This is a genomic window from Rheinheimera sp. SA_1 (assembly GCF_001669775.1).
GTDB lineage: Bacteria > Pseudomonadota > Gammaproteobacteria > Enterobacterales > Alteromonadaceae > Pararheinheimera.
The window spans coordinates 302,869-329,702 of sequence record NZ_LXWK01000018.1 but is presented as its reverse complement, the minus strand read 5'-3'; the positions used below and the strand labels follow the sequence as shown (position 1 = coordinate 329,702).

26 protein-coding genes are annotated in these 26,834 nt (G+C 46.0%); 8 read left to right on the top strand and 18 right to left on the bottom strand.

The genetic code is table 11. From position 1 onward, the window contains the following. Position 1: 1 nt before the first annotated feature. From ilvM to ilvA, 3 genes are all read left to right on the top strand, one after another. Entirely contained in the window at positions 2-277 is a 276-nt protein-coding gene (gene ilvM / locus A5320_RS19170; RefSeq protein WP_231916785.1) for an acetolactate synthase 2 small subunit, read from the top strand. Between the two features lie 532 nt (positions 278-809). Then, positions 810-2,663: a dihydroxy-acid dehydratase gene (ilvD, locus tag A5320_RS19165; RefSeq protein ID WP_068068929.1), complete on the top strand. Its 1,854-nt coding sequence runs from the start codon at positions 810-812 to the stop codon at positions 2,661-2,663. Between the two features lie 161 nt (positions 2,664-2,824). Further along, entirely contained in the window at positions 2,825-4,333 is a 1,509-nt protein-coding gene (gene ilvA, locus A5320_RS19160) for a threonine ammonia-lyase, biosynthetic (RefSeq protein ID WP_231916791.1), read from the top strand. Between the two features lie 206 nt (positions 4,334-4,539). On the opposite strand, the gene A5320_RS19155 is transcribed toward ilvA, so the two are convergent. The 8 genes from A5320_RS19155 to A5320_RS19120 form a co-directional block, all read right to left on the bottom strand. Beyond that, complete coding sequence (locus A5320_RS19155; protein WP_068068926.1) at positions 4,540-6,114, bottom strand: non-canonical purine NTP pyrophosphatase; 1,575 nt, start codon at positions 6,112-6,114, stop codon at positions 4,540-4,542. After that, positions 6,102-7,067: a beta-ribofuranosylaminobenzene 5'-phosphate synthase family protein gene (locus tag A5320_RS19150; protein WP_068068924.1), complete on the bottom strand. Its 966-nt coding sequence runs from the start codon at positions 7,065-7,067 to the stop codon at positions 6,102-6,104. The genes A5320_RS19155 and A5320_RS19150 overlap by 13 nt, the downstream gene beginning before the upstream one ends. Further along, a complete protein-coding gene (locus A5320_RS19145; protein WP_157606095.1) occupies positions 7,061-7,762 on the bottom strand; it encodes a hypothetical protein in 702 nt (233 codons plus the stop codon). Before A5320_RS19145 ends, A5320_RS19150 begins: the two co-directional genes overlap by 7 nt. Before the next feature lie 135 nt (positions 7,763-7,897). Further along, positions 7,898-8,674, bottom strand: coding sequence for an NYN domain-containing protein (locus A5320_RS19140; RefSeq protein WP_068069131.1), 777 nt, complete (start codon positions 8,672-8,674; stop codon positions 7,898-7,900). A 130-nt stretch (positions 8,675-8,804) separates the two neighbouring features. Continuing rightward, positions 8,805-9,314: a hypothetical protein gene (locus tag A5320_RS19135; protein ID WP_157606092.1), complete on the bottom strand. Its 510-nt coding sequence runs from the start codon at positions 9,312-9,314 to the stop codon at positions 8,805-8,807. Beyond that, positions 9,248-9,655, bottom strand: coding sequence for a DUF3037 domain-containing protein (locus A5320_RS19130; RefSeq protein WP_068068915.1), 408 nt, complete (start codon positions 9,653-9,655; stop codon positions 9,248-9,250). Before A5320_RS19130 ends, A5320_RS19135 begins: the two co-directional genes overlap by 67 nt. Before the next feature lie 186 nt (positions 9,656-9,841). Further along, the gene (locus A5320_RS19125; RefSeq protein WP_068068912.1) at positions 9,842-10,597 is read right to left on the bottom strand and encodes a hypothetical protein; all 756 of its coding nucleotides are present in this window, start codon (positions 10,595-10,597) and stop codon (positions 9,842-9,844) included. A gap of 2 nt (positions 10,598-10,599) precedes the next feature. After that, the gene (locus A5320_RS19120) at positions 10,600-10,902 is read right to left on the bottom strand and encodes a hypothetical protein (RefSeq protein WP_068068908.1); all 303 of its coding nucleotides are present in this window, start codon (positions 10,900-10,902) and stop codon (positions 10,600-10,602) included. Between the two features lie 1,102 nt (positions 10,903-12,004). On the opposite strand from A5320_RS19120, the gene A5320_RS19110 reads away from it, so the two are divergent. Then, a complete protein-coding gene (locus tag A5320_RS19110) occupies positions 12,005-14,278 on the top strand; it encodes a GGDEF domain-containing protein (RefSeq protein ID WP_068068900.1) in 2,274 nt (757 codons plus the stop codon). 339 nt (positions 14,279-14,617) lie between these two features. Here A5320_RS19110 and A5320_RS19105 read toward each other — a convergent pair whose 3' ends face one another. From A5320_RS19105 to A5320_RS19090, 5 genes are all read right to left on the bottom strand, one after another. Next, positions 14,618-14,821: a type II toxin-antitoxin system RelE/ParE family toxin gene (locus tag A5320_RS19105; RefSeq protein ID WP_231916784.1), complete on the bottom strand. Its 204-nt coding sequence runs from the start codon at positions 14,819-14,821 to the stop codon at positions 14,618-14,620. Then, the gene (locus A5320_RS19100; protein ID WP_068068897.1) at positions 14,799-15,041 is read right to left on the bottom strand and encodes a ribbon-helix-helix domain-containing protein; all 243 of its coding nucleotides are present in this window, start codon (positions 15,039-15,041) and stop codon (positions 14,799-14,801) included. The genes A5320_RS19105 and A5320_RS19100 overlap by 23 nt, the downstream gene beginning before the upstream one ends. Before the next feature lie 297 nt (positions 15,042-15,338). Further along, complete coding sequence (locus tag A5320_RS22040; protein ID WP_157606089.1) at positions 15,339-15,497, bottom strand: hypothetical protein; 159 nt, start codon at positions 15,495-15,497, stop codon at positions 15,339-15,341. A gap of 258 nt (positions 15,498-15,755) precedes the next feature. Beyond that, positions 15,756-16,403, bottom strand: a complete 648-nt coding sequence (locus A5320_RS19095; protein WP_068068894.1) for an NAD-dependent dehydratase — start codon at positions 16,401-16,403, stop codon at positions 15,756-15,758. 239 nt (positions 16,404-16,642) lie between these two features. Beyond that, positions 16,643-18,544: a M6 family metalloprotease domain-containing protein gene (locus A5320_RS19090; RefSeq protein WP_068068891.1), complete on the bottom strand. Its 1,902-nt coding sequence runs from the start codon at positions 18,542-18,544 to the stop codon at positions 16,643-16,645. A 466-nt stretch (positions 18,545-19,010) separates the two neighbouring features. Between A5320_RS19090 and A5320_RS19085 the strand changes: the two genes are divergently transcribed. From A5320_RS19085 to A5320_RS19070, 4 genes are all read left to right on the top strand, one after another. Next, positions 19,011-19,745: a sporulation protein gene (locus A5320_RS19085; protein WP_068068888.1), complete on the top strand. Its 735-nt coding sequence runs from the start codon at positions 19,011-19,013 to the stop codon at positions 19,743-19,745. 264 nt (positions 19,746-20,009) lie between these two features. Continuing rightward, complete coding sequence (locus tag A5320_RS19080; protein ID WP_068068885.1) at positions 20,010-20,705, top strand: CsgG/HfaB family protein; 696 nt, start codon at positions 20,010-20,012, stop codon at positions 20,703-20,705. Positions 20,706-20,716: 11 nt separating this feature from the next. Continuing rightward, positions 20,717-21,082 carry a DUF4810 domain-containing protein gene (locus A5320_RS19075; RefSeq protein ID WP_197490194.1) on the top strand — a complete coding sequence of 122 codons (366 nt, stop codon included), beginning with the start codon at positions 20,717-20,719 and terminating at the stop codon, positions 21,080-21,082. Next, positions 21,079-21,750, top strand: coding sequence for a DUF799 domain-containing protein (locus A5320_RS19070; RefSeq protein ID WP_068068882.1), 672 nt, complete (start codon positions 21,079-21,081; stop codon positions 21,748-21,750). The genes A5320_RS19075 and A5320_RS19070 overlap by 4 nt, the downstream gene beginning before the upstream one ends. A gap of 109 nt (positions 21,751-21,859) precedes the next feature. On the opposite strand, the gene A5320_RS19065 is transcribed toward A5320_RS19070, so the two are convergent. The 5 genes from A5320_RS19065 to A5320_RS19045 form a co-directional block, all read right to left on the bottom strand. Further along, positions 21,860-22,567, bottom strand: a complete 708-nt coding sequence (locus A5320_RS19065) for a hypothetical protein (protein ID WP_068068878.1) — start codon at positions 22,565-22,567, stop codon at positions 21,860-21,862. 260 nt (positions 22,568-22,827) lie between these two features. After that, the gene (locus A5320_RS19060) at positions 22,828-23,463 is read right to left on the bottom strand and encodes a peptidase M15 (RefSeq protein WP_068068875.1); all 636 of its coding nucleotides are present in this window, start codon (positions 23,461-23,463) and stop codon (positions 22,828-22,830) included. Between the two features lie 134 nt (positions 23,464-23,597). Next, on the bottom strand, positions 23,598-24,428 hold the full coding sequence (locus tag A5320_RS19055; protein WP_068068872.1) for a sulfite exporter TauE/SafE family protein: 831 nt from the start codon (positions 24,426-24,428) through the stop codon (positions 23,598-23,600). Positions 24,429-24,645: 217 nt separating this feature from the next. Next, positions 24,646-25,695, bottom strand: coding sequence for a methionine synthase (locus A5320_RS19050; RefSeq protein WP_068069123.1), 1,050 nt, complete (start codon positions 25,693-25,695; stop codon positions 24,646-24,648). A 63-nt stretch (positions 25,696-25,758) separates the two neighbouring features. Then, on the bottom strand, positions 25,759-26,736 hold the full coding sequence (locus A5320_RS19045; protein WP_068068869.1) for a DUF1852 domain-containing protein: 978 nt from the start codon (positions 26,734-26,736) through the stop codon (positions 25,759-25,761). Positions 26,737-26,834 lie beyond the last annotated feature (98 nt).

Genomic DNA, 26,834 nt, shown 5'->3' with positions numbered 1-26,834 from the left:
CATGAGCACCAATTCAATGAGCACCCAACATACCTTAACGATCCAGACCGGTTTAGAAGTGGTAGCGGTTGAACGTTTATTACAAGTCACCCGTTACCGCGGTTTTCAGCTGTGCGGCCTGGAAATGAAACCGATGGCCGACAACAATGGTTTATTAGTGACTTTAAATATTCTAAGCGACAAACCGATCAGCCTGCTGACGGCACAGCTGAATAAGTTATACGATGTGCAACATCTGGAATTGCACGCACCAGCCGCGGCGGTGTTACGCGCTTGATGGGGAGCGGCAAGTTCGGCGTGTGCGGCGTACTGCCGCTGACGCGGTGAGTACGCCCTACGCTTGAATATTGCGCCAAACCGTAGGGCGTACTCACCCGAAGGGTAGTACGCCACATGGTGGTATAAACGAATAACCCATGATGCATTGGGAATTGCCGATGGTGGATGGCGCTGCGCTTATCCACCCTACGCATTAAAATAGATGAAATGGCGGCATAGATTACGGCGTTTAAAGCTAGATTATTTCCAACTTCAACCACCGTAGGGCGGATCAGCGAAGCGCCATCCGCCACCAAAACCAGATGTATCGATGAAAAAATAAAGATCTTTGGGGTCAGAGTACGACTCTGACCCCAAAAGTTCCGAAGCTAGAAAAGCTCGACCCATAACAGCACGGGCAAAGCCCGGCACGACTATCGCCACAGGCGATGGCAAACAACCAAGTGGCCCTGAACAATTTTCACATTATCCGCTGTCGAGCCTTGAACAACACGTCAGCCTATTTTTAAAGAAATGCAGGAGTAAACCGCATGCCTAAATTACGTTCAGCCACCACCACCGAAGGCCGCAATATGGCGGGCGCCCGCGCGTTATGGCGCGCCACTGGCGTCAAAGACACCGATTTCGGTAAGCCAATCATCGCCGTGGTGAACTCTTTTACCCAATTTGTCCCTGGCCATGTGCATTTACGCGATCTCGGCAAGCTAGTGGCCGAAGCCATTGAAGAAGCGGGCGGTATCGCCAAAGAATTTAATACCATCGCCATCGACGACGGTATCGCGATGGGTCACGGCGGTATGTTGTACAGCCTGCCATCACGCGAAATCATTGCCGACTCAGTCGAATATATGGTGAACGGCCACTGCGCCGACGCCATGGTCTGTATCTCCAACTGCGACAAAATCACTCCTGGCATGCTGATGGCCGCGCTGCGCCTGAATATCCCTGCCATTTTTGTCTCAGGCGGGCCGATGGAAGCCGGTAAAACCAAACTGTCTGATCAAATTATCAAGCTCGATTTGGTCGACGCCATGGTGTCAGCCGCTAACCCGAACGTTAGCGATGAAGACAGCGAGAAAATTGAAAAAAGCGCCTGTCCAACCTGCGGCTCCTGCTCGGGCATGTTTACTGCTAACTCAATGAATTGTTTGGTGGAAGCTTTAGGCTTAGGCCAACCGGGCAACGGCTCGATGCTGGCGACCCACAGCGATCGTAAAGCGCTGTTTATCAGTGCCGGTTCGCGCATTATGGATCTCTGCAACCGCTGGTATAAAAACGATGATGTGAGCGCACTGCCACGCTCCATCGCCAATAAAACCGCTTTTGAAAACGCCATGATGCTGGATATCGCAATGGGCGGCTCCACCAATACCGTGCTGCATTTACTCGCCGCCGCCATTGAAGCCGAAGTCGATTTTGGCATGAACGATATCGACCGTTTATCGCGCATCGTGCCGCATTTATCCAAAGTGGCGCCGTCGACGCAAAAATATCATATGGAAGATGTGCACCGCGCTGGCGGCGTCATCGCCATTCTGGCCGAACTCAATCGCGCTGGTTTATTGAACCCAAATACGCCGCACGTGGCGGGCAGCTCGCTCGGTGATGTGTTAGAACGCTTTGACATCATGACCACCCAGGACGAAGCGGTAAAAGAATTCTACCGCGCAGGACCTGCCGGCATCCGCACCACTCAGGCCTTTTCACAAAGTTGCCGTTACCCAAGTCTGGACGACGACCGCGCTGAAGGCTGTATCCGCAGCAAAGAAAACGCTTATTCGCAAGACGGCGGCTTGGCCGTGCTGTACGGCAACTTAGCGCCGAATGGCTGTATCGTCAAAACTGCTGGTGTGGATAAAGACAACCTGGTGTTTAACGGCGTGGCGCGGATTTTTGAAAGCCAGGACGATTCAGTCGCCGCCATTCTGGCCGGTAAAGTCGTCGCCGGTGACGTGGTGATTATCCGCTACGAAGGGCCAAAAGGCGGCCCGGGTATGCAGGAAATGTTGTATCCAACTAGCTACTTAAAATCGATGGGCCTCGGCAAAGCCTGCGCCTTAATCACTGATGGCCGGTTCTCGGGTGGCACTTCAGGTTTGTCGATTGGCCACGTGTCACCGGAAGCAGCCAGCGGCGGTGCCATTGCGCTGGTGCAGGAAGGTGACGGCATCGATATCGATATTCCAAACCGCTCCATTCAAATCCGCATCAGCGACGCCGAATTGCAAACTCGCCGCGAAGCGATGGATGCCAAAGGCAAACTCGGCTGGAAACCCCTTGATCGCGTACGCTCAGTCAGCCCGGCGCTGAAGGCTTACGCCTTATTGGCAAGTTCGGCCGACAAAGGCGCAGTGCGCGATTTATCGAAGCTGGAAGATGTATGAGTCAGGCGGCCTTAAAAACTTCAGTGGTATTAGTCGATCCGGCGGTTGAAATGCTCTCGGTTGAAGCCCATGCGGATCAAACGCCTGGCGTTGAAGCATCAGCATCAATCCGCAACCCAAATTATCCGCTAAGCGATTTAACCGAAAGCGAAGCGCTAACCCTGCAACAGCAGTATTTACGCGAAATTCTGCTATCGCCGGTGTATCAGGCGGCGGTGGAAACACCGCTGCAAGCGATGCCAAAACTGGCGCAGCGGCTGGGTCATCACGTGTTTTTAAAACGTGAAGATCACCAGCCGGTGTATTCGTTTAAGCTACGCGGCGCTTTTCATAAACTGCATAAAGTGGCGTTGCAAAACCCAACCGCTCAGGTGGTGTGTGCTTCGGCTGGCAATCACGCCCAAGGCGTGGCAATGTCGGCCAGCAAGCTCGGCCTGAATGCCACTATTGTGATGCCCATCACTACGCCGGAAATTAAAGTGGCGGCGGTGCGCGCACGTGGGGGCCATGTGATGCTGCACGGCACGGCCTTTGATGAAGCCAACCGTTTTGCCATTGAACTGGCGGCAACGCAGGGCGCGGTATACATTCCGCCGTTCGACGATGCCGACGTCATCGCAGGCCAAGGCACTGTTGCCAAAGAATTATTGACCCAGCACAACAAGCTCGACGCGGTATTTATCCCGGTCGGCGGCGGTGGTTTGCTGGCGGGCATGGCGGTCTATATCAAAGCCGTGCTGCCGAATGTGCGGGTGATTGGCGTCGAACCGGATGATGCCAATTGTTTAGAAGTGGCGATGCTGAACGGCGCGCCGGTGACTTTGCCAAGAGTTGGCTTATTCGCTGACGGTGTCGCAGTAAAACGTATCGGCAGCGAAAACTTTAAGTTAGCGCAGCTGTATTGCGACGATGTGGTCACAGTCTCCAGCGACGAAATCTGCGCCGCGATTAAAGACATTTTTGAAGACCTGCGCGCTGTCGCCGAACCGGCCGGAGCCTTGGCGCTGGCCGGTTTGAAAAAATATGCCGCCACCGCCGACCACAGCCAAAACTTCGCCGCTGTGCTGTCGGGTGCGAACCTCAATTTTGATACGCTGCGTTATGTGTCTGAGCGCTGTGAACTCGGCGAGAAAAAAGAAGCGGTGTTCGCCGTGACTATTCCGGAAGAAAAAGGCAGTTTCCGCCGCTTCTGCGAAACCCTCGGCGGCCGCGCCATCACCGAGTTTAACTACCGTTATGCGAGTGATAACAAAGCGCATATTTTTGTCGGCATCAAACTGCGCAGCGGCGCGGAAGAGCTGAAACAAGTGACCCAAGCACTGCTCGACGCCGGTTACGACTTCCAGGATCTCTCCGACGACGAACTCGCCAAACTGCACGTCCGCTACATGATCGGCGGCATGCCACCACGTTTAGTGCAAGAGCAGGTCTACCAATTTAACTTCCCGGAATACCCCGGCGCTTTGATGAACTTCCTCAACACCTTGGGTGAAAAATGGAATATCACTTTGTTTCATTACCGCAACCATGGGGCTGCCACTGGCGATGTATTGGCTGGGTTTGAGATTGCTGATCCGGCTGAGATTGAAGGGCATTTGGAGGATTTGGGGTATCCTTATCAGTTGGTAACGGGGAATAGTTCTTATCGGACGTTTTTGATGGCAGGGTGATTTCTATTAATGCTGGATTGAGTTACAAAATTTGCAATATTGTGTTTATATGCAATTGACGTATATAAAAAATAAATTGTTATGTATTTTTTATATGCGACGTTTAAATTATTGTGCAGTAAATAATATATAATATGTATTTTTTAGTAATTTAAGTTTTTGAGAATAATTAATTTTATTTAATTCATGAGCTGAAGTAAAATTCTTTATGTTTTGCTGCTATCAAATGTGCACCTAGCAATTATCGTTCGTGCGTGGCCTGTGCCTGTGTTTGATAATCTGTAAAGTTTCTTTTTGTTTTTTGGATCGTATTTTACTTCAAAAAAAACATCGAAATTTTTATTTAATAAACGGGCTACATTGTTAATGAATTTCGGCTTTTCCAAAGGTGTTGTATTGTTTACTATCTTCCATATTTCACCTGTGGTAAGAAACTCGCTTTGCTCGCCTTTGTTTTTAGATTTATATAATGCGATAACAATTAAGTCTTTTAATCTAAGGTCTTCTATTTTTTCTGTATTTGTAAATGAATCAATGTGAAAAGTTTTTGGATCCATCTTTTTTTCATATGCTGTTTGGTATCTTGTTATGGAGGAGGCGTTACTAATCTTTAACACTGAGCTATCTCCTTGAATTGCTTCCAGGCCCATTTCCAATTCTCTGGAATCTCGTATGCTAAATTCTTCTTGAGTGTAACCAGAGATATCTCTGTTTCTTTTTACATGCCTCTCCCGTCTCGTTTCTGCTGGAGCTTCGATAAACGCTTTTTTTATAGACCCCGCTATCAAGTTTTCGGTTATAAAGTGAACTTCTTCCTTTTTCCTAAAACCTGTTATAACAATATTTGGCCAGTGATAGATCTCCAAGAAATTCAAAACTCTTTTTGCAACTTCTGTTGGTTTGACGGCTAGCAAATCCTTGGCAAACGCACCAATTTTTACTTCGCTTTTTTCTCCATGAGTTTCTAGATATATTAAATGCATGAAATCAGATGCTTCAATATGGAAGAAGTTAAATTTTTGGGAGAGATGTGCAGCAATTGTCGATTTCCCTGAACATGTTAATCCTACGACTATATGGCAGCTTGATTCGTCATAAAATTTTGTATGATTTGGATAGTACTTGTCTGGACTTATTTTCTTAACTATTCCGAGGGATGCTATTTTGTTGAGCATCGCAGAGAATGCATCTCGTCTAAAATCATATTTATCAGCAATATCTATAGGTAGCTCACTTATGCAAACACTCTCTTTTCCAGGGCAAAACCATTTGTTGAATGTTTTGTTGTCTAGCCACGGGTATATCGTATTTGTTTCTAGTTCGTCATTTTGTCTTTCAATTATTTTCCCATCTGTGCTACTTGTAAAAGTAAAAGTGCCCACCTTAGGTATGTAAAGTAGGAGGTCAGATCGAACTGTTACACTTCTATCATTTCCATTAAAGTATAGTTCAAAATCTATGTCTTCGAATTTTGTGTCTTGCATCCAGTATTTTACGTCTGTCCCAGGGAACTCTTGCTCTTTACTAAGAGCGTGAATTACAACAGATGTATCTTCAATTATAAAAGGCTGATTATCCATTCCAGCTCGTTTTGCTTGTTCCAATGCACTTGAAAAACTATCTTCTAGCAATGCTGTCCTATCATTTGTCCTTGGTTCTTTATAGTTTGCATGGTAGGTTTTTTCTCTAAAATTTACTATTTTTACTTCGTAATCACGACATAGATAGCGAGCATGAATCGTCTTAGTTCTATTTGAAGTAAAGAATACTAGTTCAAACATACAGTTCTCCCAGTATTATTCATGTCTGAAACAAAACCGTAGCCTCCGTATCTATCTATGAAATTACTTTTTATCTCACTTATATTTTTAGCAAAAAAATACAAGGCAGGACCGACACTGCTCATTCCTGCACAATCCGCACCAAGATGTAATAGGTATTCAATTTGCTGTGATGCTAGAGAATGTTCATTTATTTCTTCGTTCTTCCAGCGAGTTTTTTGAATTCTAGATATAGATTTAACAAAAGAATTATAGTTATTATCAACAATAGCCGCAGTGACGCCGAAAACACTTAGATAACATGCTTCAAGCGCTTCATTTTTTTGTATTGGACAAACGCGATTAAAAAAATTCATTTCAATCTCCCCATCTATTTTGGAAAAAACGTCAGGGATAACTACTCCGACTTTCCATGCTGGCATGGGTGATCTATGAATTACTGATGGAAGTTGGGAAATGTTTTCGGCATATGATGACGGTAAGTGGCGAGTATTGTTTGAATTTACTCCGACATCTAGAATAAATCCACCCGTGAAATAAGTTTGTATACCTATTCCTGAAGTTCCACCTCTATTTGATAAATTTATAAGATCTCTATCTTCATATGTAACATCGTTTATAATTAGTAATCCTTCAATACACGCAAGTATCAGCGATGTTCCGCTGCCAAGTCCGGAATGAAAATCTGGTAAATTACTGACATGTATTTCTACGAATTTATTTAGATTCATAAATTTGCAGATGTTATTTAATATATTTTCTATTTCCATAGATTTTTTGCAATTTTCTTTTCTATTTTCTATGGTCACGTTGTTTTCTTGTGATGTATAAAATTTTGCCTGAGCTCCCATATTTTGTATAGAGAACCCTATGCCTCCGTTCTTTCTTAAGTCACATTCATGCATTGCTATTAGTGTAATATGAATTCTAGATGGTATATTTATCGTCAGCATGGTTTTGACTGGCTCCATATTTCTTCGAAATACATTTTGTAACCAGCAGCATATGGAGCCTGAGCAAGCAAGTGAATAGAATGATTATACCTTCGTCCACTTAGGTTAAAGTATGGGCCAACAATAATATCTTGTTCTGTGGCGAAAATGTTATGGGATGGCTTTGTACTGTACTGTCTGATTTCCAGGAGTTCATTGTAGATGGATTTTGTTTTGTTTAATTTTTCTATTGTTTTGTTTAGATCTCCACGTTCGGAATCTTCTACATTATTTTCGCAGGCGAGCAGCATTCTAACCTTTACTCCTCTTGTTAGTGCTTTTACTAAGTAATTGTCACCTTCTGTATGATGGCAGAAATCATCTACGAATCTTCTGCCTGTATAAAACATCATGTCAATACTGTTGTTTGAATTGCTTACAATTTTTTTGTAATACTCTTTGTCGTCTCTTCTTTCAAGAATGTTTATTATTCTATGCTTTTTCAAGAATTCATTGTTTCTTTGATCTTCTATGTTCACAAGATGCTGAATTGTAACAGCAAGCATAGTTACAAATGCGCCGCCTATCAAATTTTCTACTTTGCTCGTCGTTTCCCCATAGAATAGCTGATATGCAAGAAATACGCATAGTATTAGATAAATTGCAGATATTATAGTGCTCATTCTGAAAGATATTTTTCTTTTGAAATTTGTCATATTAGCTAAAGCTCTATTTGCTAGTCTTATTAATTGAGCGGGCTCAAAATTTCTGCGTTCTAGATGTAGGACGTATGCCATCAAAATACATAATAGTGTATAGAACGAATTTAAACCTACTGGCGGTATTTTTACTTAAGCCCTTTTATCCTTTACGTAAATATCCAACAACCTCGAATGTCCAGACTTCCGTTTATCCATTTCAAATAATTCAGTGGCATCAAATAGCTGAGTAAAGGTTGGGAATCCATAAGTGCGGGTATCGAAGTCCGGGTATTGCCGTTTGATAAGCGAACCACAGCCGCCTACTTGCGCCCAACCTTCGGCGTCTGCGTTGTCGCGCACAGAATTACGTAAAATATTGATTAAACGGGTGTCACAACATAAATCGCGTTTTGTTTTTTTGTTACTCTGCCCATTGGACTGTGGCTTTGCTGGTACTATTTCTATTGGCTCTTCTGCTTCTGGTGCGCGTAGTACTTCGGTTCGTATAAAGTCGTCGCAGGCGTTACGAAAAGCTATCGGTGTTTTTTGCTCACCAACGCCAAATACGTAAATTTGCGATTCTTTTAATCTTGAAGCCAGTTTGGTGAAATCGCTGTCACTCGAAACCAGTGCAAATGCATCAAATTTGTTGGAGTAGAGTAAGTCCATTGCATCAATAATCATTGCAGCATCGGAAGAGTTTTTACCTTGAGTGTACGAGAACTGCTGCACTGGATTGATCGCTAACTCATTCAGCGTTTCTTTCCAGTTTTTAAGGTGCTGTGAACTCCAGTCGCCATATGCTTTTTTCACAATAATGTGACCATGTTTGGCAAGCTCTGCTAACACAGCACCAAGTAGGGAATATTGTGCGTTTTCCGCGTCGATAAGTACGGCAATTTTCTTTTCGGCGTGAATGTCTTTCAAATGGCGCTCCCTGCTGGCCATACTGCGGTGAGAAAGAATCCATAACGCAGCGTGTCGATGATTTAACCAAACTAAAACAGCTTTTGTAAAAAGACAAACTATTTTTAGGGACTAAATCATCTACGTAGCTTTAATGCTGAAGCGCAAACCCATCTGCCACTAACGCCTGTTTGGCAAAGGTGCTAATGGCTTTGGTGTCATGATGTGGGATGGTATAAAAACCTAACTGTTCGAACTCGCGGCTGACCTCAAAAAATGCGCCGGTTAGTTTTGGGTTGGTATTGGTTGGGCCTTGCAGCGGTAACAGGATATTTTGTGTTTTCAGCACATCATTTTGCGCTAAACGCGCAAAGCGACCGAGCCAGGTTTGGGCGTGATCCATCATTTTGGTGGCGTTTTGTTGCTGGAAGGCCAGCGGGCGGATCACAAAGGTGTCGTTGGTTTTGGCGACCAGCGGCAAGGTGATTTCTTCAAAACGACCGATCAGCGGCTGTTGTGTAAAATGGGTCAGCTTTTCTGTTTTCAGCTGCGCCCGGATGGCGCGCACCATCAGCTGTTCCCGATAGGTTTCGGTCAGGAATGTCCAGTGTACCAGTTGTTCAAATAACTGGTCGGCAATGGCAGCAGGTTTTTTATCCACCAGCACAGTGCGAAGGTCTGAGCTAATGCAAAAGAATGCACCAGCGTTTCCCTAGGGCGCACTAATTCCTGCATCACGGCGACCAACTCTTTGGGTAACACTGTGGCGGCATAGTCTTGGATGCGGGTTAACTCGGTTTGCACCGTGTTGATGGTGGTTTTGTATAACTTGCCGTCGACATCTTCAAAAAAATCCGTGACGCGGGCAAAGCGGGCGGGTGCCAGCCGGAATTCAAACACAGCTTGATCGGGGGCGCATAGCACAATGCCGACGTTGGCGAATTCGCCTGTCTGTGCATGAGGTAAAAACCTGACTATTGCGTACTGATACAAAGTTTTCATATCAGAGCCTCCCAAAATTCGTGTGTTCTGAAAAGTGCCAAAGTGGCGGTAATCTGAAATTTCAATGTAATACTAAAGTTACAGCAATATGTCACCCTATCTGGATTTAATTATTGATGAATACCATCTTTTGTTTTTATTAAATTTCAATATTATTGTAATAACAGTTTTTGGCGGAATAAATATTCAGCGCGTGAATTCTTTGGCATTGACTATTTCATCGATAGTTAGTGGGTTACTTCTTTCAATATCAATTGATGCTCCTACTTCTATTCGATTGCTTTTATAGTCTGGTTTTTCTTTTGAATTTCTATAGGGACGAACCGCCTTTATTTGAATTCCAGCCCTTATTAATGCCAGCGCAACCACTTTTATATCGTCCAGTGGAACATCACTGCCGAACCATATGGCATTAGTCTGTTTTTTATTCATATATTTGCCTGGGGTTGCAGCTATGAATTTATATCCCAAGGATTCAAGCCCTACGACAATTTTTTTTTCATCAATGGTTTTGTTGTAGTAGTAAACTTCGATACCTTTTTTATTATTCCAGCTACTTTTGGTAATGTCTTTTATTGCAGTGTTCGCCGCTATTGCTGTGCTTTGTGCATCGTCATTTAGTTCTTTTTCAATAAATGCTGGAGAATAACCCAATGCCTTTATCAGATCTGCTTCTGCTATAGCCTTTTCTTTTTGCAGTTCAACAATTTCTTCTTGTATTTTTTTGGACTTGCCAATGGCGTGTCTTTCCTGAATTTCAAGTATGCTGATCTCATGACGAAGATTGTTTATTTTATATCCGCCGTATACAAATAGTATGAAAAGTAATGGAATGAATAATATACTGAGCAAGCGACTGGTTTTTGCGACTTTTTCTATTTTGTAAAAATTTAAGGTCTCTTTAAGGTTTTCATATTCTGAATTTAATTTATCAGTATCCATGATTAAATTTTTCCTGTAAATATGATTTTAAGAGAGTTGGACCACATAAAGAGAATACGTGAAACCGCATAAGTCAAAAATCCTGCAGGGCCAAGAAAAATGACTAACTGTTCTGTATTAATTTTTTTTTCTTTGTAGAGGTCGAATGCAAGAAAAACGATTAATATAAAAGAGAGAATAGAAACTGAAAGGTAGACGTAGCGTTCAGCCTTATAAGTATTCGTAAGTTCTGCAACAATTCGTTTTCTGGCTTCCAGGGTTTCAATGGAAGCAGGTTGATGGTTATCCGTGTTTTCATCACCCATGAAATTCTCCTTCAAATTCCTATTTGGTCCTTTAGGAGCTGGTTTTGCCCTGCCCCAAGTAAGTCTGAAATTTCAAAAAGAAGAGTACGGAATATGTTTTAGAAGCTCTAAAGGCAAAGTAAGCCAAGAATAACGAACTTGCCAAACATCCTTCTCCGGCAACTTCTTTAACAGCTATAAGATTTGTAAATCCAAATTAGTGCAGCTTTTGATAAACAGCAAGCTCTTTTTAAGGGGGGAAGGTGGAAAGTGAAGGGGCGTTTAAGTGAAACATTTTATGTAATGCTGAGAAAAATAGTTTTGCTATGTTGCCTTTTGTCCTGTTTAAATTTGACTCGACGCTAGAGAAAATTGCAGAGCGCCTAGCCCTTTGAATGTCACCAGTATCGGACCAATTGAAATTTACTGCTGTGTTTGGCTCAGTGGCCAGTGGCAAAGCCACCATTACTAGTGAAACTGATTTGCAACTGGTGGGAGAGTTAAGTTTTGCGGCGACGATCAAACTTCCTGTTCCAGCGAATTCCTTTTCCGGCAACTTCATTACAGTTGTAACTTATTCACAATCAACTTAAAACAGCTATTCAGAAACGGCAAGCTCTTTTTCGGGACTAAATCACTAGCTCAGTTTTAATGCCGCAGCTCAAACCCTTCCGCTACTAAAGCCTGTTTGGCAAAGGAGCTAATGGCGTTGGTGTCATGCGAAAGCGGTCGATGGTTGCATGCTGGTGTCTCCAATAAAAACTGGTCGATTTTAGTCTGGTGACTTAGAACCTGCAGTCCATATCTCAGTAAGCAATCTTGGACAGACCCACCATGACGTTAGCTCAAAACAGCTGATTTGTGGTGTCCTAAAATCTTGTGGAACTCTACACTTAGAACTTTTGGCTTTTAGCATTTACACTGAAGTGCAGAGTTATTTTCTATTTTTATCAATATGTTGCGCAAAATGAAAGCGCATAGAGTTACTATAAAGACATGGCAAACAACCAGCACTTGTCTGCTGTAAGTAGGAAATCTTATCTTTTCAGAGCGTGAATTAACGAATAGCATAGCTTGTTTACAGACAGCACTGTCCTGTGGCGTAACAACATCGGAGTAGTGTATGCGCATTTTCATCTTGCTTATCTTATGTTGTTCATTCGCGGCGTACAGCAATACCGCGGCACAAATCCGGCAACAACTTGAAGCTGAACTTCCAGCGGCAACCTTCGATCGCAAGATCACCATACTTCAGCAATTGGTCAAAGAAAATTTTAAGCAGGATCCGCCGTACGCCTTACAACAAGCCAACAGCCTGGTTGAGTTACTCGGATCCAGAGAGAAAAAGGATTTTGCTTATCTGGACGCCTTGCACCTGCTGGCAACCTTACAAGTTGGCCAAGGTTTATTAGATGCTGCCACAGTGAATGCCGAAACTTTAGCTGCGGGCGCACAGCGTATTCATGATTACAACTTACAAGTCCAATCGCTGAAAATTCAGGGGGTTATCGCACGGATTAAGTCGGACTATGATGGCGCTTTAAGGCACTTTCAGCGCGCAGGCGGCATTGCTGCACAGCAAAGTTTAGCCGATGCCGCCTTGCAAATAGATTATGAAATTTCCATTATCTATTACTACATGGGTAAGTACGCAGAAGCTATTGAATTGCTTAAAAGCATTCAACCCAAAGTGGAACAAGAAAACAATCAATTGATGGTCGGTAAAGTACTCAATATTTTGGGTATTGTTTACGCCAACCAATCACGGTATGAAGAGTCTCTTGAAGTGATGTTAACCGCGTTGGATCTGCATAAATCCCGTGGTGATAAAGGCGCACAACAAGCATTACTTAACAACATTGGTGTCACCTATAACCGATTAGGTAAAACCCGGCCGGCACTTGATATCTATCTTGAATCCTTCGACCTTGCGGTTGCTTTAAATGACGTTCAAAGTGAAGCGCTGGCACTTTTGAATATCGCAGCGATACAACAAGATTTAGATGATCCCCAATCCGCACTCACCAACCTATCCCGCGGCCTGGCCATCGCAACCCAACTCAATGATAAAAATTTAATCGCTCAGGGGCTAAATAGCTCCGCAGACTATTATCTAGCCAAGTCTGATTTTACCAAAGTGATTGAACTATCAACCCAAGCACTGGCCCTAGCCACGACCAGCGGTGATAAAACAACGGCGGTAAAACCGAGGCAAAATCTGGCCAAAGCCTATTTGGCTCAGGGTAATATTGCCGCCGCGCTTGATTACACTGAGCAAGCTATCGGTATTGCCGCTGAACTGGAAAATACATCCAGCCTGAGTCAACTATATAAACTGCAGGCGGATATTTACCAACAGGCCGGTAAGTTTGCTAAAGCGTTAATGGCGCACCGCCGTTATAGCGAACTGAACAATGAAGTGTTTAATAGCGAAAGTGACCAGAAAATAGCTGCCTTGCGATCCAGAAACGAGTCACTGCAAAAAGATCGAAAAATTGAAGCACTGGCCAATGAGCAGAAACTTTTAGCCATCAGTCATGAAAAAGAATTAAAGCTGCTGGACCAAATCTCCAAACAGGCCGAATTTGAGCGTAATGTCGGCGCGGTATTGGTCGCCCTGTTGTTGTGTGTGCTTTTTATGATCTACCGACGTCGGCTGCAAATGCAGTTGAACATGAAATTGCACCAGTTAGTCAAAGATCGTACCCGGGAATTAGCGGCCAAAAATATTGAACTGGAACGGGCGTATACTGTGATGGAAACACAAAGCCTAACCGATCCACTCACCAAACTGCATAACCGGCGTTTTCTGATGCAAAAATTACCGGAGGATTTAACCAAAGTACCGGCCGACAGCAATGAGCAGGATTTTGTGTTTTTGCTGCTTGATCTGGACCATTTTAAAATGGTCAATGACAACTACGGTCACACCGCCGGTGATCTTATTCTTATTGGTGTCAGTGAACTGCTGAAACAGGTGTTTCGAAGCAGCGACTATACCATTCGTTGGGGTGGCGAAGAGTTCCTGGTGGTGATGCGCCAGATGAACCGTCAAAATGCTGCAGCTTACGCAGAGCGCCTGCGTCAAACGGTCGAACAACACGCCTTTGCCGTCAGCGAAAGTCAGTCAATCAATATGACCTGCTCTATAGGTTTCGCCTGTTATCCGATAACAGCAGGCGACAGCCCAACATTCTCCTGGAATCAAGTGATTGATGTCGCAGATATCTGCTTGTATGCCGCCAAAAAATCGCAGAAAAATGCCTGGGTTGGTGTTGATGCCGTCGACCCGCAAATTTCATTTAATGAATTTACCGCAAACACACAAGATTTGGTTACAGCCAACCAAGTTAAGATTGTGTCATCGATGTCGGCTGAGAAGATTGTCTGGAACTAACCGAAGGAAAAAAATCATCGACAGTCACATCGTTTGGTCGACTAAATTTCTATCGGCTAAATGAGGCAATTTTGGACAGCCACTTTTTAACTGACTTACCCCAACCAATACTGCAAATCCTGCGCACCAATAATCGCCATGATTTGTACTTTGTTGCCTTGGATCCGGTAGTAAATATGGTCACTGCCGCAGCGACAGCGACGATAGCTAGGCCTGATGTGGTCGATGGATTGGTATATACCCGTCATCCTTGAAGTTGCGGGGTTGTTGGCCGCCTTCACTCACTGAAGCGTCAGTCCGACCCAGTCACATAGAACAGCTATGCTCCTGGGGCTTCGTTCAGTTGCCGCCTACCCGCATCGTCAATGATTTTGGGTATAAAAACGGGTTTTGCGTAATCTGGTCAAACATATTGAAAAATGCGTTAAAGTACTGCTCTGCTTGCTCTGCCCCAAAGCTCTGCACGCCGTAGCTATAAATCCGTCGCAAGTCTTCTTTTGCCAGTGTTGATAGCTCGACTTCAACCACTGTTGGCAAGGTCACGTTTAAATTCCTGTAGCATCCCGATCGGGCTTTGGCTAGTAAAACCGCTTTGCTCAGCCGCTAAGAGTTTCTGATTCAGCGCCTCGGCATGACGGGTGTTACGGATCAATTCGTTGATCAGCTCGCTTTTACTGCTGTATTCAGCGCCTGCGCCGACTTGTTGTTGCAACCATTCATCATTGGGCTGGCTGAGAGAAATACTAATACTTTGACGGGCCATGTTCATCTCCTTGGGGGCAATATTACATCAAAAAAACACCAGGGTTGGCGGCTGTCCAATGAGCCGTTCGCTGTGGTGGTCCTCTTTCAGACCTCTTAACATAGATTTTCCGATAAAGCAGGACAGCCATGTATTGCAGTTGAGAAAGACGCAATTCAACGGTACAACTATTGCGCAATTTACACGCCTTGCCTGCGTCCTTTTCTGGCTGCTCTGCTGTTCGCTTTTTAAGCTATATGGAGCTCTAGAGCACAGGGTCAATGTTATCACATATAACATTGACCTCCGACCGCCCGATTACATCTGATGGCATTCTAAACAATAAGCGGTACTTGGAAACATAGTGCAGAACCAAGTGTCAGCCGCACAATGATTAGCATAAGAACTGGCCGCAAAAAATGCTGCACCGAAGACTACTGCTGCAATTAAAGTTTTTTTCTTTGTTGAGTTTTTCATAAGTACTGTCCTTGTTGTGGGTTTTTCCACGACCATAACAGCATTTTTTTTATGAGGATAAAACCCGATTTGCCTTCAGAAACATGACCAATTCATGATTTAAATGTTATGTAAAGGTTTTAAGAGAGGAAGGTAAAACATGCCATCCACTTTTCGGGCAGATTGTGCAAGTTTGTTCCTAAATTGGAATTTTATTTGAAATAATGGCAAGAACGAATCAAACCCGCCACCCAAAGATAAAACCCGCCAAAAACATCGCTAATCAAAAGATTGATGAATTTCTGCAGATTCAATCACCCGAAGGCCAGGATTTGCGGATAACCCGGCGCTAAGCATCATCTTTGCAACCTTCTCTACAGAGATGGCTCGCCATTTGATGGGTACAAGTTTCCCCAGGCATCGATTGAGCACTAAACCAACCGCTTCACCAATTCGTCTATCAGCTCTGACAGCGCCATCAAGTAACGACGGCCGCACAATGGTCAGCGAAGTGAAACCCAAAGATCCGACATCCCGCTCAGTTTCACCTTTGGTTTTCAGATACAGGCCAAAGCCATCCACCGCTGCGCCCAGGGTGGAGTTCAACACGAATGTATTGGTGCCGGCGGCGTGTGTTAGTTCGGCGCTGCGTACAATGTAGTCGTGATCAACACGATAAAAAGCTTGTGCTGAACCTGCTTGTTTTAGCGTCGTCCCCAGGGCGCAGAATGCGATATCCGCTTGCCACCATGGGGCATTTGTGGGGAGAGATTCGAAATCAATGATTGGGTTTGCTAATTTTGGATGCGGTTCCAAGGGGCGTCTGGTGGGAGCTACGACCTTGGTAACATCAGGGTGAAGCAACGCTTGCGCCAGTAATTGGCTGCCAACGGCACCACTCGCGCCGAGGATTAATACAGTTTTCATATGGAGTGCTTCGTGGATGCAATAAAAGCCAGTGTAGCGAAGATTTTGGTTTCAAGCAGCAAGCAATCCTGGACAGTCATTTCCTTTGCCATGTCGTTTGATTTTGAACAGAATTTGCAGGCGTCGCGGCTGTCTTTATTCAGTCCTTGTCCTTTTTGAGTGCTTTTCATCGCATCCGAAAATACAGAGCCAGACAAAAGTCAGGCTCTGGTGAAGTTCTGATTAATCTTACACCTCAGTTACTTCCGAATATTCAGCTGATAACTGCCCGCACCTGTGACTGACCTGACAAGAGCTCGGTAATAACCATTGCTTGCGGCATAACTTAAACTTTCATTCGAGTTACTGGCGGTCGATTGCGCGACGTTGGCCCAACTGCTGCCGTTCCAGCGCTGCAGGTACAAATCAAAATTGGTGCCGCTGGCTGCACTCAATGTCAGGCGCAGAGTGCCGCCGTTATATTGGAAATAACTGTTATTCGGTACTATTGCCTGTGCGCCCGCCGCTAGCGTTCCGCTGTAGGTGTCGCCTGCGCTGGCAGCTGCCAGGGTAAAGTTAATAGTGCTGGCCGGACTGCTGATCTGACTGATATTCAGCCCGGAATCGCTGCCGTTCCACCACAGAGCGTTGGTGCCGCGGCTGGTCAGTGCATTGGGAAAGTTTTTATTAAATTCAGCGGTGGTATTGCCATCATACAGATCAGTAGCGTCGCTGCGATTGCGTTTATTTTCCGGATCCCGCTTGCCGTCGGCGTGCTCCATCTGAATATAAGGTTTCCATTCGTTGGAGTTACTGCCACTGGGATCCACGTGCCAAATCGCCAACCCTTGATCAGGTTGATACTGGTTCTGGCCGCTTTGATGAATCGCTTCGATATAAAACGCTTCTTTGGTATTGGCCGGATTCCCCCAGCGATACAGCTGGCGGGCGCCGGAGGTATGGCTCAGTTGACCGGTCGGTGCCTGACTGTTCAGCGCGGGATTCAGTTCAGTGACGGTATCCCAGCCAGCTAAGTGCCGAAAGACGCCAACCGGTGGTGTGGGCTTAAACTTGTTTTGTGCCCCGATGGCGCCATATCCCATCACACAGAATGCCGCAACAGAACCTTCCGAGCTGCCGTCGTAATCATATAAATCTGGCCAGCCGAGCAATAAATGGCCACTTTCATGCACGAAAGTGCCGATCGCCATGTTTGTGCCCATATTGGTGATTTGATAAAGCGATGTACAAACACCGTCGGCGCAAAAACGTGGTGATAAACCGCCCATATGTGGCCATAAACCTTTGGACCAGGCGCTATCTGCTTCACCGGCATAAAAGAAATTCAAACCGAGGATTTGTTTGCTGCTGTTGGTGGTCAGGGTGGAAAAATTAAAACCTTCGGTGTATTCCAGCCAGTTCAGTGCTTCGCTGATCAGTTCCTGCGAACGCACGGACGACGATAGGCTGTTGTCGGTGTAATAACTTTTGTTTTTCTTTGCCGTGTAATACCGGGTGACGGTATTTTGGTAATCCAGCTTGTTGCCAGACACCTGCTGGAAATAGCCGCGCACGGACTGCGCATTGCCAAAACCGGTGTAAGTCAGATCATTGAGGAAACTTTCCACCTGGGTTTTGCTGATGGTACCGGTTTGATTTGGAAACTGAATAATAACAGTCAGGCCTCGAACTGTTGAAGGCAGCGCCAGAGGATTGGTATCGGCAGCCTTGCTGGAACCCTCGGTCAGATGTTGCGGACCATGCAGGTGAGGCTCCTCGTTGCCAAGCAGTGTTTGTTGCGCTTGCTTAACTAACGCTGCTTTGGCCTTCGGGCTTAATCCCTGTTGCTGGTTTTGCAATAAACCGGTGTCGCTCTGTTTGCTGATAGGCGTTTGCGCCAATTGCCCGGTGGATTGCAGTTCACTGCCATCCATGCTCACCACGGCGTAAGCATAACCTTTGAGGTTATTGTCATAGACCACCAGTTTGCCATCGGCCAGGCGCTGCTCGGCAAAATAGTTGTTGCCGGATAAATAAATCGTCAACTTTTGGCCATTGGGTTGACGAAACTGCAGAGTTTGATCGACAAAAGGTACCGCTGCCTGACTCACAGGTAAAACTAAGCTCAGCGCAAGCGCCAGCCCAGGTAAGTGGATTTTCATTATGTTGTTCCTTGTTGCATCGGAAGATTTTTATGGCAGCTTTGCTGCTGAATATTCCGGCCTCTGTGCGTGGGTTGTGGGCCGGTCATTGCAGCCTAGGCGCAGGAATGCACAGAAACAAAACAGACATAAGGCAAAAAAATGATAAATTCGTGATATTTCGAAACTTGTTTTTACTTTCGAAAAAGCACTGACCAACGAAGGTTGATTTGCTGGTTATTCGTGTCGCTATCCAATGATGGAACTGTGGGCAGGCGGTCCTGTGTCGATGTTGCAGCTGTGACCGAACCCTTGTTGCTACGTGATGCGATTGCTTCACAGTGTCGCAAGTTCGCCCCCTCAGCTTTTGATGTTTCCCCAACATGTCACATTTGTTAACAATTAAAACCCTGGTAGTGCTTGTCAAAACTGCGCTTTGGCCATAAATAGGGCGCAGGGAAAACTCTTCATTAATAAGGATTATCAGATGTTCAAACAACTCCTTGCTTCAGCCGGTATTGGCGCTTGTAAGATTGATACCCAACTGCAGACAAATCAGTGTGTGCCTGGTGGTAGCCTGAAAGGCCAAATTCAGATCCTGGGTGGTGCTGTGGCACAGCAAATTAATGGTTTTGATTTAGCGTTGATGACACGGGTGAAGGTCAAAGCCGACAACGGCGAGTTTTATCAGAATTTTTGTTTGCAACGTTTTCGGTTGGCCGATGCCATGCTGGTGGAGCCTGGTGCGCGGCATCAGTTGCCGTTTGAATTGCGCTTAGTTGACGAGCTGCCGGTGACGCATTTGCCACATCACACAGTGAGCAAGGTCTGGTTAACCAGCGAAGCCGATATTGATATGGCATTGGATCCGACCGACAGCGATTTATTGCGCATAGATGCCACTCCGCTGATGCTCAATTGCATCGACGCGATGCTGGCTTTGGGTTATCAGCTGCAAAAAGTAGATGTGGAAAAAGGATTTCTGCAAGTGCCAGGTAAACGCAGCAAAGTTGGCTGTTATCAGGAATTTGAATTCCGCCCGCGCCAGTGGTTGTCGGGGGTGAAAGAAGTGGAATTGTCGTTTTTGCCCGACGGCGCCGATATGTTACTAGTGGTTGAAGTGGACCGCAGTTTCCGTGGGGACAGTTACAGAACCTTGCGTTTGTCGCCACGCAGTAGCAGTGCTGAAGTGCAAAGGGCGTTACGTACTGTATTAGGTTGATAGCCCTAAAAACAGGATTGCCCGTCACAACCTCCTTTGGGGGGGAAACTTCGGGGAGATTTATCACATTAGAACGACTCCATTGCCGGGTTAATCCGCTGCAAAGTGCTGCTTGCAGCCACAGCATTTGCAAACCGTGCGCCTGGTACGAAAAAAGCCGGCGAAAAAAAGTCTGGCTTGTTCAGGCTGCGTCTAAAATTCTTGCAGTTAAATGTGGATAGCTTGTAGTTATTACCGCCATTTTTACGTGAAAAGGACATTTAAATGAAAAGTACGTTCCATAAATTACCCCTCAAATTATCCCGCAAATTCGCATTGTTACTGCCCCTGATTGTGTTGGCTGGTTGTAGTGCTCATGAATCGTCCCGCACTATTGAAGCGCCAAAAGTAAACGCCAGCTATCAGGCTTACCAAGGCCCAAAAAGCAAACTGGTGGTTGGCAAATTCCAAAACCGCTCCAACTTCCAAAATGGTATTTTTAACGCTGAAACCGACCAGCTGGGGTCACAAGCCAAAACCATTCTGTTGACCCACTTACAACAAACCAATCGTTTTTTGGTGATGGACCGCGCCAATATGGCCGAATTAGCACAAGAAGCGCAGTTTGCCGGCGCCAATCAACAAGTAATTGGGGCTAAATATGTGGTGACCGGTGATGTCACTGAATTTGGCCGTAAACAAACCGGCGACAAACAATTGTTTGGTCTGCTCGGCAAAGGCAAAGAGCAAGTGGCATATGCCAAAGTTGCGTTAAATATTGTGGATGTAGAAACCTCAGCTGTGGTGTTCTCCGTAATGGGCGCCGGTGAATTTAGTCTGGAAAATCGTGAAGTGATTGGTTTTGGCGGCACTGCCAGCTATGACGCTACCCTCAACGGTAAAGTGTTAGATTTGGCCATGCGCGAAGCAGTAAACAAACTGGTGGAAGGCATCCAAAATAACCAATGGCAACCGCAGTGAGACCCTCTTTGATGCCAATGGTGATGAGGCTAAAATTTTTAGCAGTGGTCGTGGCCGTGGCAACGCTAAGCGGCTGCCAAACAACCAAGCCGCTCTATCATTACGGCGCTTATCAAGATGCTGTCTACGCGCACTTTAAAAACGAAGATTCGTCGGTGACTGAGGAAATTGCAGCGCTGGAAAAAACCATCGCTAAGAGTTCTGCGAAAAATCTGCCAGTGGGTCCGGGTCTGAATGCTCACTTAGGCTACTTGTATATTGAAAGTGGTCAGATGGAGACGGGTGTTGCTTATTTACGCAAAGAAAAAGCGCTGTATCCGGAGTCGGCACAATTTATCGACTTTTTACTGAAAAATGCGAAAGCAGGTAAATCATGAAAAACATTCAATTATTTGCCGCTTTAGCGATAGCCATCATTCTGACCGGTTGTGCAACGGTTCCAACCGGCATGGATTACACCGCTTTTAAGCAGAGCAATCCAAAGTCAATTTTGGTGTTGCCGCCGATCAACCATACCACTGAAGTCATTGCGCCTTATGGGGTGTTAGCGAATGTGACAGTGCCGCTGGCGGAAGCTGGTTATTATGTGTTTCCGGTGGCGCTGGTGGATGAAACCTTTAAAAACAACGGTCTGACTGTTGCCGAAGACATCCATGCGGTTTCTGCAAAGAAGCTCCATGAGATCTTTGGTGCGGATGCGGTGATGTATATCGAAGTGCAGCAGTACGGCACCTCTTACGCCGTACTCTCCAGTGATACTGTAGTGGTGGTGCAGGCGAAACTCGTTGACAACAAAACCAATGAAATCTTATGGCAAGGCAGTGCCCGTGCTGCCAGCAGCGAACAAAACAATAATAACAACGGCTTTGGTGTCGTCGGGATGTTGGTCGAAGCGGCAGTGACGCAGATTCTGGAAACCGCTTTGGACACCGGCTTTGAGATTGCTGGCATAGCGTCCGCCCGTTTGTTATCGCCAGAAGCGCGCAACGGTTTGTTATATGGCCCGCGCTCACCAAAGCATGGCAAAGAAAAATCAAATCAATAACGGTTCGACAGTTGTAAACACAGTGGAGTGCCGGCGGGCAAGGCGCTTCGTTGGCACTGACAAAAAAGCCCTCAATTAGCTGAGGGCTTTTTCATTTTAGCATTTGCTGTTATCTGTTAGTTTTCAGCAGCGACTTTCTGACGGCTAACAGCAAAGCACCGCATAACAACATCAGCAGCGGGGATGATTCTGATACTGTGTTTCTGTGCTGGATAGTATGTGAACCACTGGAGTGTACAATGTCTACAGGTCCGGTAAATTCTTCTACCCGCTCAGGCACGAAAGGAAATGAACTGTATATGGCAAGAAACGAATAGGCTGAACTGATTCGTTGCTTGTCGTACAACCTGGAAGCCCCTGTCGGGTAATAAGAATAATGCCCGGTGAGATTAAAATGCATTTTGGTGATCCCGATACCAGCATAAAATCCGAAAAACTCATGTTTGGGGACCATACCGTTAGTATATTTGATTTCGTCTAGCGACAGATCAGAAGCAAAGCCCCAAGTATCTCCAAACATACCGTTCCAATTATCTTCAATATCATAACCAGAACCATCTGCCGTAATGGCACGTAGTTCCCATTCATTATTCGGAAACAAGCTGGTATCAGAAAAGTCTGGTAACAACGGGCTCGAATAGTGATTCAGACCTGGTGTCCAGGCGTGAAATTTATTGATAAATAATGAGTTTTTCTTAGTATCTACATAGCCAGAGAAAATATCCTGCCAGCCTGCGTTCCAGTGAAAATCGATGATTGCTGCTTTTGCTATGTTTGAGCTCAACAACAATACCAATAAAACGAATACTTTTTGCATTAACAATCCTCGTTTAATGAATATGAACGAACAGCAGTTTGCAGCTGTTCGATGGACATGTGGGCTTTCTGCACTCAGTGGAAAAATTCAGGCAACAACTTTAATCTGGCGGATATAGTTATCAAGGCAGGGTTTAGGTTGCAAAAATTTTATTCTAGTCTATTGAGATGTGATTTGTTTGTAAATGACCATAGGCGTTACGGTGTGTTTTGGAGCGCCGCGGTCCGCCTTATTTCTGAGCGCAGGCTCAGAGTTCAAACTTATGACAAACCCAGCTCTTTTAACATTTGCGCATATTCCGAACGATGGTCAGCTGCAAAGTTTGCTTCACCTGGTTTGGTGAGGATGCCTTTGCCTAATTCAATATGGCTTTTGATCACCTTTTTCGGGCGTTCGTGCCATGAAATATTAAAGGCAGCCAGTTTTGGGAAAAAGTACATGCTGGAGTATTCCGGTAGGTGATCATGGATCCACCAGGCCAGTGCTTGCCAATGACCGGTTCGTTCGTAATAAGGCAGAAAAGCGTTAATGACGATACAGGCGGTGGCGCCCATGCAACCCTCTTCATCCTTATAGTCCCAGATATGGCCGGCATAATTGGCTTCATTGCGGGCACAATTGTATTGATTGCCGTTTTCTGCCCCTTTGGCATTGACTGCGGGTGAACGATAAGCCGACCGAATACTGATCCGGCCGAATTTCGCCTGCAGTGGTTCAAGCAGTCGCTGGCAAAGCTCGCGGCCCGCTGCAATGGCAATTTCCGGATGATCAGGCACATTTGGGATCCCTTCAATTTGCGAAATTTCTGAATACAAAAAATCCCGCATAAAAAATGAAGGTGACAGTTGAACACGGCCAAAATCTTCCAGCGCTGTTACAGTTTTTGGGGTTTTCATCGCTTGTTGTTTTCCTGGTTCATCATACTATTTTCTTCCTGCTATTTCAGGAGCATACAGTGCTTTTTGCCACGCTCAGCCGGCGCAGCGAATGTTTAATTTTGATCTGACCCCAGTTTCTACAGTTTCTATGGCTAAAACAACAACTGCCCTAACATTCGTCCGCCAGTGCACAGCAACACAATCGCGAAGATTTTTTTCAGTTTAACTGCATCCAACCGGGCGGACAGGGCGGCGCCGACCGGTGCGAACAAGACGGTGAGTGGCACGATACAACAAAACCCCAGCAGATTAACCAGACCAACAGTGCCGACGGGCGCGTCGTTTGGGGTGTTGCCGAGCACTAACATCGTGAGTGCACCTGGCAGCGCAATCAGCAAGCCGATGGCTGACGCGGTGCCAACGGCTTTATGTGCCGGGTAGTTGTAAAGCGTCAGTAATGGCACCGAAATGGTACCGCCACCAATCCCGACCATGGAACTAAAGAAACCAATGCCGCTGCCCATCAAGCGCTGCGCTGACTTCCCGGGCAGTTGTGGAAACAGCGCCGGTTTGCCAGTTCGAAACAGCATATTGAGTGCAGATAACAGCGCAATCACGCCAAATAGCAGCGTTAACCAGTTGCCGTCTATTCGCGTTACTAACCAGCTTCCGGCCAACACACCAGCGACAATAAAGGGCGACCAGCGTTGTAGTAAGCCAAAATCAACATTACCTTGTTGCCGGTGCGAACGAATGGAACTGAGCGAGGTTGGGATCATGGTGGCCAGTGACGTGGCGGTGGCAACCAGCATGGCGGAATCGGTGGATACGCCAAAACTTTGGAACAGAAAAAACAGTACCGGTACGATGACGATTCCGCCACCGACGCCCAATAAACCGGCCAGCAGGCCGGCGAAGACACCGGTAGCGGCTAATGCCAAAACGCTGGCAAGGTGGGTATGTGCAAATTCGATGACATTCATAAACGACTACTTCTTGTCAATAAAGGTGGTGCTCTGCCAATGGCGGACTGCCCCAGCGCTTGGCGCAGGGTCGAGTCCACCCTTGTTTTACACATAAATTTTGATATTTACCGTAGGGTGTCACTCACCGCGATAGCGGTAGTGCGCCGGAATATCACAGGCAATCTTGCAACTTAATGGCGCTCTAACTGGCTCGCGACCAGGTGAAGTTGGAATGCTATCTGGCAGCTGCCAACAGTTCTTGCCGGACGATTTCTGCACCGGCATTAAGCGCCTTCAGCTTGTCTCTGGCCACCTGGCGTGACAGCGGCGCCATCCCGCAGTTGGTGCAAGGATATAGCTTGTCGGCATCAACAAACTGCAGCGCTTTACGCAGCGTCGCGGCCACTTCGTCAGGCGTTTCAATGACATTGCTGGCCACATCAATAGCGCCCACCATCACTTTTTTACCCCGGATCAATTCCAGCAGTTCCAGCGGCACCTGCGAGTTATGGCATTCCAACGAAATAATATCAATGGCGGATTTTTGCAGTTTCGGGAACACGGCTTCATATTGCCGCCACTCTGACCCCAGCGTTTTCTTCCATTCGGTATTGGCTTTGATGCCGTAGCCATAACAAATATGCACGGCGGTTTCACATTTCAGGCCTTCAATAGCGCGCTCTAACGCCGCGATGCCCCAATCGTTTACTTCGTCAAAAAACACATTAAAAGCTGGTTCATCAAACTGGATGATATCAACCCCGGCGGCTTCTAATTCTTTGGCTTCTTCATTGAGGATTTTGGCAAATTCGAAGGCCAGCGTTTTCCGGCTTTTATAATGATCGTCGTACAAGGTATCGATCATCGTCATCGGGCCAGGCAGCGCCCATTTAATTGGCTTATCGGTTTGCTGGCGCAAAAACATCGCATCTTCGACAAACACCGGTTTGGTCCTGGAGACTGGCCCAACGACTGTTGGCACGCTGGCGTCGTAGCGATCCCGAATCCGTACGGTCTGGCGTTTGCTAAAGTCGACCCCGTTTAAGTGCTCAATAAATGTGGTGACGAAGTGCTGCCGGGTTTGCTCACCATCACTGACGATATCAATCCCTGCCAGTTGTTGCTCTTGCATGGCGATGCGCAGTGCATCATTTTTGCCATCGGTCAGTTCTTCGCCTTGGAGTTTCCACGGCGACCACAGGGTTTCGGGCTCTGCTAGCCAGAGTGGCTTGGGTAAACTGCCGGCAGTGGAGGTAGGTAATAGTTTTTTTGTCTTCGTATTCATCATCATACCGCGCTGAATTTTAATAGAATGTTGTTTGGATTCTTGTATGAACTGTTATTTGAATTAGCGGGCGTAAGTGGCCGACCACTGTTCAAGCAAGCTTTGATAAGGTTTGATAAATTGTTCCTCGGCAAATTTACCCTGCAAAATTGCCAGCTTGCTCCGTTCTTCCCGGTCATACACAATTTTGGTCAGTGAATGTTGCTGGCTTTTTAAATCAGGCTGGTAGCGCAGCCCCGCCACAGCATGGGCATTATAAATTTCCGGCCGGTAGATTTTTTGGAATGTTTCCATGGTGCTGATGGTGCTGATCAGCTCCAGATTGCTGTAATCATTCAGCAAATCGCCAAAGAAATAAAAGGCCAACGGCGCGACACAACTCTCGGGCATAAAGTAACGAACCTTTAACCCCATTTTGCTGAAATACTGCTCCGTCAACGACGACTCATTCGCCAGGTATTCAATCCCCAGCACCGGATGGTGATTGGCAGAGCGCTGATAGATTTTGTTATCGGACACACTAAGGCAGATCACCGGCAGTTTTTTGAAGTTAGTTTTGTAGGCTGCTGAGTTGACGAAATGCTGGAATAACCGGCCATGCAGCTCACCAAAATTATCCGGAATACTAAATTGCTGTTGATTTTTATTGTGTTCTAACAGCAACACGCTGAAATCATAGTCCCGGACGTAGGACGAAAAGTTATTCCCTACCAGGCCGTCAAATCGCTCCTGGGTGTGCCGGTCAATGATGTTGGTTTTTAATACTTCAATCGACGGAAAGGCGTTGCCAGCGTTTTTGATATTGATATCCACCGAAACGATCTCAAGTTCAACCGCATACCGATCGCCTGTCGGGTTGTCCCAATGCGCCAGCGAGTTAAAGCGATCGTTAATCATCTTCAGGGTATTGCGCAGATTCTGTTGGCGGCTGTCGCCTCGCGCCAAATTGGCAAAGTTGGTGGTCAGCCGCGTTTTGTCGGACGGCGAATAATGCTCGTCAAAACAAATACTTTTAATCGAAAATGTGAAATCAGTTTTCATGGTGATCCGCTCCCCAATGTTGGCGGCAAAACTGCAATGCTTGCTTTTTCTGCCTCGTCTTGCCTTGTGTTACCAATAGTGCTTTGCAGCTTTTACTG

Excerpts from the sequence above, each read along its gene's own strand:
- ilvM (WP_231916785.1), top strand. The coding sequence starts at position 2 with ATGAGCACCAATTCAATGAGCACCCAACATACCTTAACGATCCAGACC.
- ilvD (WP_068068929.1), top strand. The coding sequence starts at position 810 with ATGCCTAAATTACGTTCAGCCACCACCACCGAAGGCCGCAATATGGCG.
- A5320_RS19155 (WP_068068926.1), bottom strand. The coding sequence starts at position 6,114 with ATGTTTGAACTAGTATTCTTTACTTCAAATAGAACTAAGACGATTCAT.
- A5320_RS19150 (WP_068068924.1), bottom strand. The coding sequence starts at position 7,067 with ATGCTGACGATAAATATACCATCTAGAATTCATATTACACTAATAGCA.
- A5320_RS19145 (WP_157606095.1), bottom strand. The coding sequence starts at position 7,762 with ATGACAAATTTCAAAAGAAAAATATCTTTCAGAATGAGCACTATAATA.
- A5320_RS19130 (WP_068068915.1), bottom strand. The coding sequence starts at position 9,655 with ATGAAAACTTTGTATCAGTACGCAATAGTCAGGTTTTTACCTCATGCA.
- A5320_RS19125 (WP_068068912.1), bottom strand. The coding sequence starts at position 10,597 with ATGGATACTGATAAATTAAATTCAGAATATGAAAACCTTAAAGAGACC.
- A5320_RS19120 (WP_068068908.1), bottom strand. The coding sequence starts at position 10,902 with ATGGGTGATGAAAACACGGATAACCATCAACCTGCTTCCATTGAAACC.
- A5320_RS19110 (WP_068068900.1), top strand. The coding sequence starts at position 12,005 with ATGCGCATTTTCATCTTGCTTATCTTATGTTGTTCATTCGCGGCGTAC.
- A5320_RS19100 (WP_068068897.1), bottom strand. The coding sequence starts at position 15,041 with ATGGCCCGTCAAAGTATTAGTATTTCTCTCAGCCAGCCCAATGATGAA.
- A5320_RS22040 (WP_157606089.1), bottom strand. The coding sequence starts at position 15,497 with ATGAAAAACTCAACAAAGAAAAAAACTTTAATTGCAGCAGTAGTCTTC.
- A5320_RS19095 (WP_068068894.1), bottom strand. The coding sequence starts at position 16,403 with ATGAAAACTGTATTAATCCTCGGCGCGAGTGGTGCCGTTGGCAGCCAA.
- A5320_RS19090 (WP_068068891.1), bottom strand. The coding sequence starts at position 18,544 with ATGAAAATCCACTTACCTGGGCTGGCGCTTGCGCTGAGCTTAGTTTTA.
- A5320_RS19085 (WP_068068888.1), top strand. The coding sequence starts at position 19,011 with ATGTTCAAACAACTCCTTGCTTCAGCCGGTATTGGCGCTTGTAAGATT.
- A5320_RS19080 (WP_068068885.1), top strand. The coding sequence starts at position 20,010 with ATGAAAAGTACGTTCCATAAATTACCCCTCAAATTATCCCGCAAATTC.
- A5320_RS19075 (WP_197490194.1), top strand. The coding sequence starts at position 20,717 with ATGCCAATGGTGATGAGGCTAAAATTTTTAGCAGTGGTCGTGGCCGTG.
- A5320_RS19070 (WP_068068882.1), top strand. The coding sequence starts at position 21,079 with ATGAAAAACATTCAATTATTTGCCGCTTTAGCGATAGCCATCATTCTG.
- A5320_RS19065 (WP_068068878.1), bottom strand. The coding sequence starts at position 22,567 with ATGCAAAAAGTATTCGTTTTATTGGTATTGTTGTTGAGCTCAAACATA.
- A5320_RS19060 (WP_068068875.1), bottom strand. The coding sequence starts at position 23,463 with ATGAAAACCCCAAAAACTGTAACAGCGCTGGAAGATTTTGGCCGTGTT.
- A5320_RS19055 (WP_068068872.1), bottom strand. The coding sequence starts at position 24,428 with ATGAATGTCATCGAATTTGCACATACCCACCTTGCCAGCGTTTTGGCA.
- A5320_RS19050 (WP_068069123.1), bottom strand. The coding sequence starts at position 25,695 with ATGAATACGAAGACAAAAAAACTATTACCTACCTCCACTGCCGGCAGT.
- A5320_RS19045 (WP_068068869.1), bottom strand. The coding sequence starts at position 26,736 with ATGAAAACTGATTTCACATTTTCGATTAAAAGTATTTGTTTTGACGAG.